The following is a 13,555-nucleotide window of genomic DNA, read 5'->3' on the forward strand; positions in this document are numbered from 1 at the left end:
GGGCATGTTCCTGTGGGGCATGCCCGTTTTATTTCTGCTTCGCAATCACTTAATACAACCAATCTTTACCTATCTGGTCTGCGGCCAAAATCGCAGCGTAAACCTGTTCTGGTGTCACCACAAAGGGCATATTGTGAATGGTTTCACCCTCAGCACAACTTGCAAGAGCAACTTGCATGATTTTTTGATGCAGTTTCTCACTATCGCGTAAGCCCAATTGCTCCAGTGTGACGGGTAGCCCGACCTGTACACAAAAATCGAGCACAGTTTCCAACTCTTCACTTGGGCTATTTTCTAAGATCAATTGTGTCAGAGTACCAAACGCAACTTTTTCACCGTGATAAAGGTGATGGCACTCTTCCAGCACGGTGAAACCATTGTGGATGGCATGAGCGGCTGCTAATCCCGCACTTTCAAAACCAATGCCACTCAAGTAGGTATTGGCTTCGACAATATTTTCAACGGCGGGTGTGCTGACACCGGCTTCTACCGCCAGTTTTGCTTTATAACCTTCCGCCAGCAAGGTTTCATAACACAGTTTTGCCAATGCCAAACCGGTGGTGGATGTTGCACCGCCAGCCATGGTTGGTTTGTGGGCGGTACTGCTGGCTCGTGCCTCAAAATAGGTGGCGAGTGCATCTCCCATACCTGCGACAAGCAGGCGAACCGGTGCTTTAGCAATAATATTGGTATCCATTAGCACGATATTGGGATTCTGTGGATAGAACAGGTAGCTGTCGAATTCACCGAGTTCAGTATAAAGAACAGAAAGGGCACTGGTCGGTGCATCTGTTGATGCCAGGGTAGGCGAAATAATCACAGGTATTTTGGATTCGTATGCAACAGCCTTGGCAGTATCAATCGTCTTTCCTCCCCCGATCCCGACAACCGCCTGACATTGTTGTTCCAACAAAATGGCAGATAAGCGATGGATTTCAGTGCGGCTGCACTCACCATTGAAAAGTTCGAAATGGCTGGTCACTTCGTGTTCTTCCAGGCTTTTGCTGACGGTATCGCCAATCAGGTTCATCACGAAATGATCGGCAATCACGAAGACGTGGTCAGCAAGCATTTTGGTGTATCGACCAAGGTGAGATAACGCACCTGGCCCTTGGATATATTTGGATGGAGACTGGATCACTTTCAGCATAAGAAATATCCTTCTTTACTGGAAACTAGGCATGAGTGTCACAATACGAGTATAGGGCAAGTAACGAACTGCCCATCCACACTATACGGCAAAATAACCGAGAAGTTATGAGCAAAAGCAAGAAATGAGTGATGTGAGGGGGAAACACTGGCGGAACGATGAGTCCCCCTGATTGATTCAGGGGGATGTTTTTAGTTGGCTTTGGCCAGGATTTTTTCTTCTGTTTGGGCGAAAAAGTATTTCAGGATTAAGTTCAACAGAATGCCATAAGCAGGCAGGAAGAACAGCATGCAGATAAACAGCTTGAAGGCATAATCTACTAACGCAATTTCTACCCAATGGGTTGCCATAAATGCATCCGTGCTGCGGTAAAACGCGATAAAGAAAAAGGCCAGTGTATCGAGCATATTACCGAAAAACATGGCGGCAGCCGGTGCTATCCACCAGTGGCTTTTTTGGCGAAGACGATTGAAGACCCCAACATCCAGTATCTGGCCGAGTACATAAGCCATAAAGCTAGCGGCGGCAATGCGGGCGACAAAGACATTAAAGGTTCCCAATGTCCCGAATCCCTGCCAGGTTCCCTGAAAAAACAGAGCTGAAATCAGATAAGAGATCAGCAACGCGGGCAGCATAACGGAAATAATGATCCGGCGAGCTAATGGCGCACCATAAATACGTACAGTCAGGTCAGTCGCCAAAAAGATAAAGGGAAATGTAAATGCTCCCCAAGTGGTATGAAAACCAAAAATGGAGATGGGTAATTGCACCAGATAGTTACTGGAAGTAATGATCAAAATGTGAAAAAGCGACAGCCAGATCAGTGCTCTAGCCCGCTGTTGCGCAGTCAATTGCAGCATATTGTACCTTTTTGGTGGATGGGGTGAGGGAACCCAACAAATTAATCTACCTGAAGATCAGGCCGTGAGATCATACGTGTGTTGCGCAATAAAAGTAAAGTACGGCAGTTGATGATATTTTGTAATATAATCCACCGCCACACAGATTGTTTGAACCTACAGAGATGGTTATGTCCGAAGTTTTTGCCAACCCCGACAAGACACTTGATACGTTAGGATTACGGTGTCCAGAGCCGGTCATGATGGTGCGCAAGACCGTCCGCCATATGACGGCGGGTCAGACGTTATTGATCATTGCGGATGATCCGGCAACAACCCGTGATATTCCGGGGTTCTGTCGCTTTATGGATCATGCGCTGATCGCCCAGGAGACAGAGCAAACTCCCTATCGATATCTGCTCAGAAAGAGTGAACACTCTGTTTAATTGAGAAAAGTCTATATAATTAACTAGCGGAAAACAGGCTCTATGCCAGACTTTGAATAGGGTGTTTGGTCTACTATCAGCCTCGCTGAGTGCCATATTTCCTTTTTCCTTAATAGCAATTTTATGTCGTTAATTGTAATTTTGAAAAGGTGCAGGGTATGAACATGCACCTTTTCGATTTGTTATCTTCCTTTGTGACTTCTTTACCATCCGCTTGCTGGTGGCAATTTAAGTTGATATGCCATTTATTGCGCTTTTGATTTATTCCTAAGCAGCCGAACCGCGTTTACTGTTACTAAAGCCGTCGCTCCCGAATCGGCCAGAACTGCCATCCATAGTCCGGTAATACCCAACAGGCTCGTGATAAGAAAGATCGCCTTTAAACCTAACGCAATGGTGATATTTTGGCGGATGTTATAACGAGCTGAGCGAGACAGAGCGATAATTTCAGGTAAACCCGTCAGTCGGTTATGTGTCAGGGCGGCATCGGCTGTTTCTAATGCAACATCTGTGCCGCTGCCCATCGCAACACCGATACTGGCGGCTTTCATGGCTGGCGCATCGTTGATACCATCACCGACCATCATAGTATGGTGTTTTTGGTTCAACTCAGTGACCGCTTTCACTTTATCTTCAGGCAATAACCCTGCGCGATAATCAATACCCAGCCGATTTGCAATGGCGGCGGCGGCACGGGGATTATCACCCGTCAGCATCACGGCCTCTATACCCTGTTTTTTCAGGATACGGATAGCATCTATGGCATCCTGACGCAAGGAATCTTGCATAGCGATAAGCCCCATCAGTTGCCCATTCTGCGTGACAGCAACCGCTGTTTTTCCATCGTTTTCCAGTTCTGTGACTCTCTGTTTCCATTGCTCGGACAAGGTATTTTCCGGCAATCTTCCGGGGGCGGTGACGAGAATTTTTTGCCCCGATAATTGCCCTTCAACCCCGATCCCGGCCAGCGCCTTGCGCTGTTCAGCCTCAACAACTGTCACACTTCTATTGTCGGCGGCATTCAGGATAGCTTTTGCTAAAGGATGATGTGAGCCACTCTCTACGGCCCCCGCGAGTGCCAGCAAGGTTTCTGCACTGATATTTTCCACAGGTTCAATGTCAGTAACCTGGGGTTTTCCTTCGGTCAACGTTCCGGTTTTATCCAGCGCAATTGTACTCACTGACCCAAGTTGTTCTAAGGCTGCTCCTCCTTTGATAAGGGAGCCACGACGGGTTGCTGCGGCCAGTGCGGAAGTAATGGCCGCAGGCGTCGAGATGACCAGGGCGCAAGGACAACCAATTAACAGCAGAGTCAGGCCACGGTAGAGCCAGGTTTCCCAGGAGCCAGCAAAAAACAGAGGAGGGATCAATACGATCAGTGCTGAGAACAAGATAATCAGCGGAGTGTAGACACGACTGAATCGGTCGATAAAGCGCTCAATCGGCGCACGACGCTCTTCCGCTTCTTCAATCAGTTGCAGGATGCGATCAATGGCGTTGTGACCCGGTTCAGAGATCACCTTCATCTGCACCGCACTATCGACAGAAAGGCAACCTGCGGCGACTTTTTCACCTTGCTGCCGTTCAACCGGAACCGATTCACCGGTCAGAGCACTTTCGTCGAAACTGGCAAAGGGACTGAGCAGTTCGGCATCGGTAGGTAAACGGGCACCGGGGGCGATTTCGATGATATCCCCCGGCCGCAGATCTGCCGCTGGCACTGTTTCCTTTTTTCCATCCTTAATGAGGAGGGCTTGTTCAGGAACTAATGCCATCAATGCACTGACGCCACGACGTGCGCGTCCGGCGGCATAGGATTCCAGTATTTCCCCCAACTTGAACAGGAGAATAACCATTGCTGCTTCTGCGGTGGCATCAATAAACAAGGCACCAATGGCCGCAACACTCATCAACGTTTCAATGGCGAAAGGCGTACCAGAACGGATCAGTTTGATGGCTTTGGTCGCTACCGGATATAACCCAATGAGCGTAGTGATGATGAAAGCGATCTGTCCGGCGGGGGCATGGGCTTTTGATATTCCCCAACTGATGAACATCAAGGCGGTTAGGATCAAGATTGGGGAAAAGGTTTTCCAATGATTGACTTCGGGAGGCAGTTTAGATGCTGAACTTGCCTCTTTGATAGTAAAGCCGGCCTGTTTTACTGCTTGTTCAACGGCTGCACGAATATCAATATCAGCATCGACCACCAGTTTTTCTGTTGTAAACAGAACCTTGACCTGCTTGGCATCGGGCAGTTTTTTGACCGCATTTTCGATCTTTCCGGCACAGCTTGGGCAATCCATGCCTTGGATAGTCCAATTAAAACGCTGTCTCGCGGTTAATCCGGTGAGAACGCTTTCCGGTATGGCATGGGCATGATCGAGTGAACAGAGTGTGCCGCTCTGCTCATGTTCATGTTCATGAGAGTGCGCGGTGCCAGTAGAGCAACAAGCATGGTGATGGTCTGGAGCGTGAGAATTATGTGAATGCCCACTTACATTATTGGCGACATTCTGGTGTTCATTTTTTTGGCAAGATAGGGAATTGTGCTGTGATTGCTTATGTTTTTTGGACGTGGATAACATAGGCGACCCCTCAATATAGAGTTAATACTAATGATTAAAGTTAACTCTACACGTTGGAGTAAACTCCAGAGTCAAATCCAATAAGGGGAATTCTTTTGATGATTTGTGCTATCGCTTTTGACAGTTTAAAAGGGAAGCATTGCTGAGCAATGATATTGATACTGTGTGTAAGAAGTCGCAAAATATTGATTCGTTATTAACGAACAAATAACGTTTTATTATCAAAAACAAAGAACGTCAATGAGTAATTACGCGAATTACTCATTGATGACATTTGCTTTGTTGCCAATCGGAAGAAAACAGGATGAGTCACTGGATATGGGAAGTTATTTTTTCTCCTGTTGTTTCTCTTTTAGTTGTTTTTTCTGCCAGACCAATAATTCAAAGACGCCGAAAAAGAAGATTTTGGTCTGGATAAAACCAGACAGCTTTTGATCTTTAGGCTGGGAGTTTTTCAGCAGTAGTAACTGAAAAGAATGCATGATTACCGTAAATACCATTGCAATATTCATAAAATATTTTAATGGACTAGGGAATGGGTGAAACAAATTGAAGATCATGATCCCCCAGACTAAGATCATGATCCCTCTTCCTAATTGAATAAACATCATCGACTCCAAAATCGAGTTTACGCCGTTCTGACACCCGATTACGGGTGGCGAATATATAACCGATAAGCAACTTGTCCGGCTGTTTTTTGCCGATGCAGTTGCCAGTTTGGGGGAACTTCTGTTGCCGCAGATTCTGCTTCTGCCTCAACATAAATCCAGCTTTCTTCTGCTAGCCAGTTGTTGGTTTCCAATAAATTGATGGTTTCAGTCAACATCCCCTTACGGAATGGCGGATCGAGAAAAACCACATCAAATGGTGTTCCGGTGTTGATAAGGTATTGTAGTGCATTACCTTGTACCACATCGGCATTCTCAGCTTTCAGTAAGGCTAAGTTAGCCGATAGTTGTTTCGCCACATTGCGATCGTATTCAATTAAGGTTGTGTGGCTGGCATAACGAGACAAAGCTTCAAATCCAAGCGCTCCGCTGCCTGAGAAACAATCCAGGCAACGAGCACCCTGAATCACTGGCATAAGCCAGTTAAAAAGTGTCTCGCGGACGCGATCTGTTGTTGGACGCAAGCCGTCACTATCAGGAACCGGCAATTTTCTTCCGCGCCATTTTCCGCCAATAATGCGGATTTGTCCCAAAGACGCGCGCTGTGGTTTTTTAGTCATAATTTACATAACTTAAATATTTGCCATCCGACGCAACTCAATAATATCTGGCGGAGACAAAAAGTGAGTGAAAACGAAGATATCCATTGATTAATTTACCACGAAATCCTCTATAGATATGTGTTGTGGTGTGATGAAAATGTTAGACTGGATTCATTACCGTTAGAACCTATCTCAGTGGATATAACAGCACATATCTAACTTAAGCGCGAGGAGTGTAGTGGCCGATGGCAAAAGAGAAAAAAAAGGTTTCTTCTCTTGGTTTGGACTTGGTCGTCAAGATAAGGAACAGCAAGAGGAACAAGCCGAACAAGAAAGAGTGGCTGCGGAAGAAACTGAGCAGCAGCGCTTAGCGGAAGAAGCAACCCGTCGTGCGGCAGAAGAAGCCGAGCAGCAACGTTTAGCGGAAGAAGCAGCCCGTCGTGCGGCAGAAGAAGCCGAGCAGCAACGTTTAGCGGAAGAAGCAGCCCGTCGTGCAGCAGAAGAAGCTGAGCAGCAGCGCTTAGCGAAAGAAGCAGCCCGTCGTGCGGCAGAAGAAGCTGAGCAGCAGCGCTTGGCGGAAGAAGCAACCCGTCGTGCGGCAGAAGAAGCCGAGCAGCAACGTTTAGCGGAAGAAGCAGCCCGTCGTGCGGCAGAAGAAGCTGAGCAGCAGCGTTTGGCGGAAGAAGCAACCCGTCGTGCGGCAGAAGAAGCTGAGCAGCAGCGCTTAGCGGAAGAAGCAGCCCGTCGTGCGGCAGAAGAAGCTGAGCAGCAGCGCTTGGCGGAAGAAGCAGCCCGTCGTGCGGCAGAAGAAGCTGAGCAGCAGCGTTTGGCGGAAGAAGCAGCCCGTCGTGCGGCGGAAGAAGCGGCCCGTCAGGCAGAAGAACAGGCGGCCTTACCTAAGGAACAAGAACGGCCAACTAAAGAAGGGTTCTTTGCGCGTCTGAAACGCAGCTTAGTTAAAACTCGTCAAAATCTAGGCTCCGGCTTCTTGGGACTATTCCGCGGCAAAAAAAATTGATGATGATCTGTTTGAAGAGCTGGAAGAGCAATTATTGATTGCAGATGTGGGCGTTGAAACGACCCGTAAGATCATCACTAACCTGACAGACCACGCCAGCCGTAAAGAGTTGAAAGATGCGGAAGCGCTTTACACTAAACTGAAAGAAGAGATGTCAGCCATTCTGGCGAAAGTTGATAAGCCGCTGGAGATAGAAGGTAAATCACCTTATGTCATTCTGATGGTCGGTGTGAATGGTGTTGGTAAAACGACCACGATTGGAAAGTTAGCGCGTCAATATCACTCTCAAGGTAAATCTGTCATGCTGGCGGCTGGAGATACCTTCCGTGCCGCCGCAGTAGAGCAGTTACAGGTTTGGGGAGAACGCAACAAAATCCCGGTAGTTTCCCAACAGACGGGGGCAGATTCCGCCTCGGTGATTTTTGACGCCATCCAGTCAGCCAAGGCTAAAGGTATTGATGTCCTGATCGCCGATACCGCAGGGCGCTTGCAGAACAAATCCCATTTGATGGAAGAGCTGAAAAAAAATCGTTCGAGTGATGAAAAAACTGGATGAAGACGCACCTCATGAGATTATGCTGACTCTGGATGCCAGCACAGGTCAAAATGCAGTAAGTCAGGCTAAACTATTTCATGAAGCAGTGGGATTGACGGGTATTTCATTGACCAAACTGGATGGTACTGCGAAAGGAGGGGTTATCTTCGCTATTGCCGACCAATTTGAAATCCCAATCCGCTATATTGGTGTGGGTGAAGGCATTGAAGATCTCCGTCCATTCAAGGCAGACGATTTTATTGAGGCTCTTTTTGCCCGAGAGGATTAACTATCAATGATTCGCTTTGAACAGGTCAGTAAAGCCTATCTGGGAGGGCGGCAGGCGCTGCAAGGGGTGGATTTTCATCTACTCCCAGGAGAAATGGCATTTTTAACCGGTCACTCAGGGGCCGGTAAAAGTACACTTTTGAAACTTATCTGTGGTATTGAACGCCCAAGCGCAGGCCATATTTGGTTTTCTGGTCATGACATTAGCCGACTAAAATCCAGAGAGACACCTTTTCTCCGCCGTCAGATCGGTATGATTTTTCAGGATCATCACCTGCTGTTGGATCGCACCGTATACGAAAACGTCTCTATGCCGTTGATCATTTCAGGGGCAAGCGCTGAAGACATTCGTCGACGGGTCTCTGCGGCGTTGGATAAGGTCGGCTTACTGGACAAAGCGAAAAACTTCCCCATTCAGCTTTCCGGTGGAGAACAACAGCGTGTTGGGATCGCCCGCGCGGTGGTGAATAAGCCCACCGTATTGCTGGCAGATGAGCCGACGGGAAATTTGGATGGGGCATTATCAGAGGGGATCATGCGTCTGTTTGAAGAGTTTAACCGAGTTGGTGTGACGGTTCTGATGGCTACCCATGATACGGCCCTCATTGAACGAAGAAAATATCGTATCTTGACCCTGAATCAGGGGCGCATGCAAGGAGGACATCATGGTTAGGCATGTCCGTCATTCAGCGAAAAAAAACACCCACACCAAAATCCAAATCATTAAAAGGGGGATGGCGTGTACAGTGGCGTTATGCGTGGAAAAGTACGCTGTCGGATATGTTTCGCCAACCACTGGCAACCTTGTTGACCATTATGGTAATCGCAATTTCACTGACTTTGCCGAGCGTGTTTTATATCGTTTGGAAAAACGTCAATCAAGCCGTGATGCAGTGGTATCCCATCCCACAACTCACGGTCTATCTGGATAAGTCACTGAATGATAATAGCGTCAAACAGGTTATTGAGCAGTTGAAAGGCATGGATGGTGTGAAATCGGTCAATTATCTTTCCCGTGACGAAGCCGTAAACGAATTCCGTGCCTGGTCAGGTTTTGCCAGCGCACTAGATTTGCTGGAAGAAAACCCTTTGCCGGCAGTTGCCATCGTCTCTCCTAAATTGAATTTCCAGGACACTCAGGCGCTAACAACATTACGCGATCAAGTTGCGCAGATTAAGGGCATTGAAGAAGTCAGAATGGATGATAGCTGGTTTGCCCGCTTGACTGCCTTGGCTGACCTTGTTGGCAGAATTGCTGCCGTGATAGGTATCTTAATGGTGGTTGCGCTGCTCTTGGTCATTGGTAACAGTGTCCGGCTGAGTATCTTTAGCCGTCGTGAGACGATTAATGTCATGAAGCTGATTGGGGCAACGGATGGTTTTATTTTGCGTCCTTTCCTCAATGGTGGCGCCTTATTGGGGGTTTTGGGGGCAATATTTTCCTTGATTCTCTCCTCCCTGCTGGTGTGGAAACTGTCTAATGTGGTCACAGAAGTAGCGAGTGTTTTCGGTACAAGCTTTATACTGCACGGTTTGGAGTGGGATGAATCACTCTTATTAGTGCTTATTTCGGGTATGATTGGTTGGATTGCCGCATGGTTTGCGACAATTCAGCATTTACGTCGTTTTAGGCCAGAATAAAGGGGTTGCAGGGTTTGTTGAACTGTCTGGCTTAATTGCTGTCAAAGTCACAGTTATGATTTTGTATTGATACTCACACAACTGAGACGATTTGAATATGATCTCTACGGTGGTAAAATAGACGAATCTCTGGCTTGAATAAACCTGACTGGTAAATTCAGGTAAACTTGAAGGCCATCAATTTGGATCTAATTTTGAGAGAATTTGAATGACAAAAGAAATGCAAACTCTGGCATTAGTTCCACAAGGTAGTTTGGAAGGGTACATCCGTGCCTCCAATGCTTATCCTATGCTTTCTGCCGAGGAAGAGAAGGAATTGGCAGAAAGGCTGCATTATCAGGGCGATCTGAATGCAGCGAAAAAGCTGATCCTTTCTCACTTGCGCTTCGTTGTTCATGTTGCCCGCAGTTATGCCGGTTATGGTCTGCCGCAAGCGGATTTAATTCAGGAAGGTAATATTGGCCTGATGAAAGCGGTTCGTCGATTTAATCCAGAAGTGGGCGTTCGTCTGGTTTCTTTTGCTGTTCACTGGATTAAGGCAGAAATCCATGAATATGTATTGCGTAATTGGCGTATTGTGAAAGTGGCAACGACAAAAGCTCAACGTAAGCTGTTCTTTAATTTGCGCAAGGCTAAACAACGTCTGGGGTGGTTCAACCAGGATGAAATTGAACTGGTTGCCAAAGAATTGGGCGTGACCAGCAAAGATGTCCGAGAGATGGAATCCCGCATGTCAGCACAGGATATGGCATTTGATATGTCTTCTGATGATGACAATCATGATAGCCATCCAGTGGCTCCGGTGCTGTATTTGCAAGATAAGGCTTCTGACTTTGCCGATGGCATTGAAGAAGATAACTGGGAAACTCACGCTGCGGATAAACTTTCTGTGGCGATGGAAGGGCTGGACGAACGTAGCCAGGACATCATTCGTTCTCGTTGGTTGGATGATGACAATAAAACCACCTTGCAAGAATTGGCAGATAAATATGGTGTATCTGCTGAACGAGTTCGGCAGCTAGAGAAAAATGCCATGAAGAAATTGCGACTGGCTATTGAAGCGTAATTGCTTACCTGAGCAAAACTTTTTGGATTAAAAAGCGATAATTTGTTTATCGCTTTTTTTATGCGTGTAAAACAAACAGCACCAAAGCACCGAGGAAATTCCATGATGAAAATTGTGATTGCCCCTGATTCATTTAAGGAAAGTTTGAGTGCCTTGCAGGTGGCACAGGCAATAGAGCGGGGATTTAAGGAGATTTATCCCCAAGCAGACTATATAGCAAAATCATACTAATATGTCATAATATCCAAATCCAAAATGACAAGGCATAAAGTGAAATGGGTTACAGTCTAGATTTTCGAAAAAGAGTACTGGCATACAAAGATAAGCATTCGTTGACTTTCGAACAAACGAGTGCCCATTTTGAGATTTCTATTCGTACCCTGTTCCGGTGGAGTCATAAAATAGAACCTTGCATGACGCGTGATAAGCCTCCCATGAAAATTCCTGATGAGGTGCTCATCGCGGATGTCCAAAATTTTCCTGATGACTATCAATGGGAAAGAGCAAAGCGCTTAGGGGTCTCACAATCGGCGATTCATTACGCGTTGAAACGGCTTCGCCTCACTCATAAAAAAAACCTTAAAACATCCTCGCGCTGATCCTCAGCTTCGTCAGGCGTTTGTCGAGCGCATCAGCGGCTATAAACAGGAAGGCAAACCGATTGTGTATTTGGATGAAAGTGGTTTCGCGCAGTCAATGCCACGGATATACGGGTATTCAGAGAAAGGGCAGCGTTGTTTTGGTACACAGGATTGGCACGCGAAAGGCCGTATTAACGTGATTGGAGCCATTCTCGAAAATACGTTCATCACCTTAAGCTTATTTACTGGCAACATTAACGCCGATGTCTTTCATGCGTGGGTGACGCAGGATTTATTGCCCAAACTCCCACACGGTGCCGTGATAGTCATGGATAATGCGCGTTTTCATAAACGACTTGATACGATACAAGCGATAGCAGAGAGTCAATATCAATTAGAGTGGCTGCCCGCTTATAGTCCGGACTTGAATCCCATAGAACACAAATGGGGTGGGGCAAAAGCGATAAGAAGACAAAAAAGATGTTCAGTTGATGAGGTGTTCACCGAGCACATCGAGTGTGTCAGGTTATGTTGATTCTGCTATAGGACTCAACAAGCGTATGAATCAGGGTGGATTTCCCCACGCCATTATCACCTAATAAGGCGATTCTATCGCCCGGCCGGATATACAAGCCATTATAAATTGAAAATAACGGATTAAACTGCCCATCCTGGTGATAGCCAATCCATTCTTCCCCAATTTGCAGCATATTTTTCGATTTAACCGAGTCGGCACCCAATGATAATCGGTAGGTTTCCCCTTCGGTTATTTTGGTTTTATCCTTTTCAAGTTTTTCTGCCCGTTTTTCCATCGATTTGGCTTTTCTGGCAAACTTTTCGTTATCGTGGATTTTTCCCCACAATGCCAAACGCTTGGCACTTTCCTGTATACGCTGAATGTTCTTTTCTTCCGCTTTCAAACGTAATGCATCCGCTTTATCTTTTTCCTGCAAAGCAGTCAATGCCGGGCTGAATGGCAGGGAAAACGACGTCAATTGTTGGTCACGCAAGAAAATCGTCTGGTTGGTGACGTTATCCAGAAAGTTTCGGTCGTGGGAAACGATAATAAACGCGCTCTTTAGGCTGCTATTAAAGAAATCCTCGAAAAATTTCAGGGTATTGGCATCCAAATGGTTACTGGGTTCGTCAAATAAAATAATATCGGGTTCTGCAATCGCACTCATGGCAAACATCAATTTTGTTTTTTGTCCACCATTGAGATCAATAACTTTTGTCTTAAAATCAGTATTCTGAAAACCAAAATCATAAAGCATGGATACCGCTTTGTAATCACCATATTCATCTATTTGTTTTACTTTCTGGGAAATAGATTCAAATAAGGTCATCTCAAGCAATGCGTCATCAATAAATTGAGAAACCATCTCCAATCTCAAACCATTAGCATATTCAATTACCCCATCATCCGGCTTTTCAATACCCGCCAGTAGCTTAAGTAAATGGGTTTTTCCCGTGCCGTTATAACCAACTAAAGAAATTTTGTCATTTTCTTTAATCGTTATGGAGAGATTGCTGAATAATGGCTTTGAATTAATGCTAAAGTTAACTTTATTACAATGAATCAGCGTTGACATCTTTATGTCCCCATCGCAAAACCTTTATTAATCTCATAATTTTGATTATTTTCAGTCAATATTTATATCTTCAAAGAAAAATAAGGTCAAGTTTTCATCATAATAAATGAAGGGTTATACCGCGAAATCTTGTGTATCTTAATGTGATTATTTATTTGATTAACTAACTTATATACTCGATAAACGTCAAGTTGCAATCCGCAAGACGACGCGAGGCCTTATATTTCCCCCGTTTATTCCCGAATTTCTTCAATCAATTGTGAATGGATGTATTCTTCACAAACACGAGCCACGGGAACAGTACCGAAGGATGGTTGAACGCATTAGCAATCGTGCTGGCGAGTAACGGCAAACGCTGGGCGGTTCCTAATGTTAGTTGAGGTTTTTTGTTTGGGGGGCCTTGCAGGGCATCAACGCTATCGCTGTTTATCCTGTAAACGAACCTTTCAATTTGAATACGCTTATCGAGCGTGCCAGGCGGGTATCAAAGAACACGTCGTTGAACTTGCTATAAACAACTCGGGTATCCGTGATACTGCCATTGAACATTCACTATGCAAAGGAGTAGTATGTTGATATTTAATCAATTTATTAGATAAGG

General features: G+C 45.9%; 12 protein-coding genes and 3 pseudogenes. 9 read left to right on the forward strand and 6 right to left on the reverse strand.

What is annotated here, in order from left to right:
- Nucleotides 1-49: 49 nt before the first annotated feature.
- Together PXH59_RS16885 and PXH59_RS16890 are read right to left on the reverse strand one after the other, a co-directional pair.
- On the reverse strand, nt 50-1,150 hold the full coding sequence (locus PXH59_RS16885) for a glycerol dehydrogenase (RefSeq protein ID WP_047768564.1): 1,101 nt from the start codon (nt 1,148-1,150) through the stop codon (nt 50-52).
- Nucleotides 1,151-1,341: 191 nt separating this feature from the next.
- Nucleotides 1,342-2,010, reverse strand: a complete 669-nt coding sequence (locus PXH59_RS16890; RefSeq protein ID WP_285809294.1) for a 7-cyano-7-deazaguanine/7-aminomethyl-7-deazaguanine transporter — start codon at nt 2,008-2,010, stop codon at nt 1,342-1,344.
- 170 nt (nt 2,011-2,180) lie between these two features.
- Here PXH59_RS16890 and tusA point away from each other — a divergent pair, with 170 nt between their 5' ends.
- Nucleotides 2,181-2,435 carry a sulfurtransferase TusA gene (gene tusA, locus PXH59_RS16895; protein WP_047768560.1) on the forward strand — a complete coding sequence of 85 codons (255 nt, stop codon included), beginning with the start codon at nt 2,181-2,183 and terminating at the stop codon, nt 2,433-2,435.
- 245 nt (nt 2,436-2,680) lie between these two features.
- On the opposite strand, the gene PXH59_RS16900 is transcribed toward tusA, so the two are convergent.
- The 3 genes from PXH59_RS16900 to rsmD all read right to left on the reverse strand — a co-directional run bounded on the left by PXH59_RS16900 (nt 2,681) and on the right by rsmD (nt 6,251).
- The gene (locus PXH59_RS16900; RefSeq protein ID WP_285809295.1) at nt 2,681-5,023 is read right to left on the reverse strand and encodes a zinc/cadmium/mercury/lead-transporting ATPase; all 2,343 of its coding nucleotides are present in this window, start codon (nt 5,021-5,023) and stop codon (nt 2,681-2,683) included.
- A 326-nt stretch (nt 5,024-5,349) separates the two neighbouring features.
- Nucleotides 5,350-5,631: a DUF1145 family protein gene (locus tag PXH59_RS16905; protein ID WP_047768557.1), complete on the reverse strand. Its 282-nt coding sequence runs from the start codon at nt 5,629-5,631 to the stop codon at nt 5,350-5,352.
- 41 nt (nt 5,632-5,672) lie between these two features.
- Nucleotides 5,673-6,251: a 16S rRNA (guanine(966)-N(2))-methyltransferase gene (gene rsmD / locus PXH59_RS16910; protein WP_285809296.1), complete on the reverse strand. Its 579-nt coding sequence runs from the start codon at nt 6,249-6,251 to the stop codon at nt 5,673-5,675.
- A 220-nt stretch (nt 6,252-6,471) separates the two neighbouring features.
- On the opposite strand from rsmD, the pseudogene ftsY reads away from it, so the two are divergent.
- From ftsY to PXH59_RS16945, 7 genes and pseudogenes are all read left to right on the forward strand, one after another.
- A pseudogene (gene ftsY / locus PXH59_RS16915) lies at nt 6,472-8,075 on the forward strand (signal recognition particle-docking protein FtsY).
- A 6-nt stretch (nt 8,076-8,081) separates the two neighbouring features.
- Entirely contained in the window at nt 8,082-8,747 is a 666-nt protein-coding gene (ftsE, locus tag PXH59_RS16920) for a cell division ATP-binding protein FtsE (protein ID WP_047768551.1), read from the forward strand.
- A 2-nt stretch (nt 8,748-8,749) separates the two neighbouring features.
- Nucleotides 8,750-9,715: a permease-like cell division protein FtsX gene (gene ftsX / locus PXH59_RS16925; protein WP_285809297.1), complete on the forward strand. Its 966-nt coding sequence runs from the start codon at nt 8,750-8,752 to the stop codon at nt 9,713-9,715.
- 208 nt (nt 9,716-9,923) lie between these two features.
- The gene (rpoH, locus tag PXH59_RS16930) at nt 9,924-10,781 is read left to right on the forward strand and encodes an RNA polymerase sigma factor RpoH (RefSeq protein WP_047768549.1); all 858 of its coding nucleotides are present in this window, start codon (nt 9,924-9,926) and stop codon (nt 10,779-10,781) included.
- 105 nt (nt 10,782-10,886) lie between these two features.
- Nucleotides 10,887-10,997, forward strand: a pseudogene (locus PXH59_RS16935) (glycerate kinase); the annotation flags it as partial.
- 59 nt (nt 10,998-11,056) lie between these two features.
- Nucleotides 11,057-11,380 carry an IS630 transposase-related protein gene (locus tag PXH59_RS16940; protein WP_285808283.1) on the forward strand — a complete coding sequence of 108 codons (324 nt, stop codon included), beginning with the start codon at nt 11,057-11,059 and terminating at the stop codon, nt 11,378-11,380.
- A complete protein-coding gene (locus PXH59_RS16945) occupies nt 11,349-11,897 on the forward strand; it encodes an IS630 family transposase (RefSeq protein ID WP_285811610.1) in 549 nt (182 codons plus the stop codon). Before PXH59_RS16940 ends, PXH59_RS16945 begins: the two co-directional genes overlap by 32 nt.
- Here the strand turns inward: PXH59_RS16945 and PXH59_RS16950 are convergent.
- Nucleotides 11,884-12,954, reverse strand: coding sequence for an ATP-binding cassette domain-containing protein (locus tag PXH59_RS16950; RefSeq protein ID WP_285809298.1), 1,071 nt, complete (start codon nt 12,952-12,954; stop codon nt 11,884-11,886). The genes PXH59_RS16945 and PXH59_RS16950 overlap by 14 nt on opposite strands.
- 396 nt (nt 12,955-13,350) lie before the next feature.
- Here PXH59_RS16950 and PXH59_RS16955 point away from each other — a divergent pair.
- Nucleotides 13,351-13,494 (forward strand): annotated as a pseudogene (locus tag PXH59_RS16955) (IS1-like element transposase); the annotation flags it as partial.
- Nucleotides 13,495-13,555 lie beyond the last annotated feature (61 nt).

This window comes from Xenorhabdus bakwenae (assembly GCF_030272115.1).
Taxonomy (GTDB): Bacteria; Pseudomonadota; Gammaproteobacteria; order Enterobacterales; family Enterobacteriaceae; genus Xenorhabdus; species Xenorhabdus bakwenae.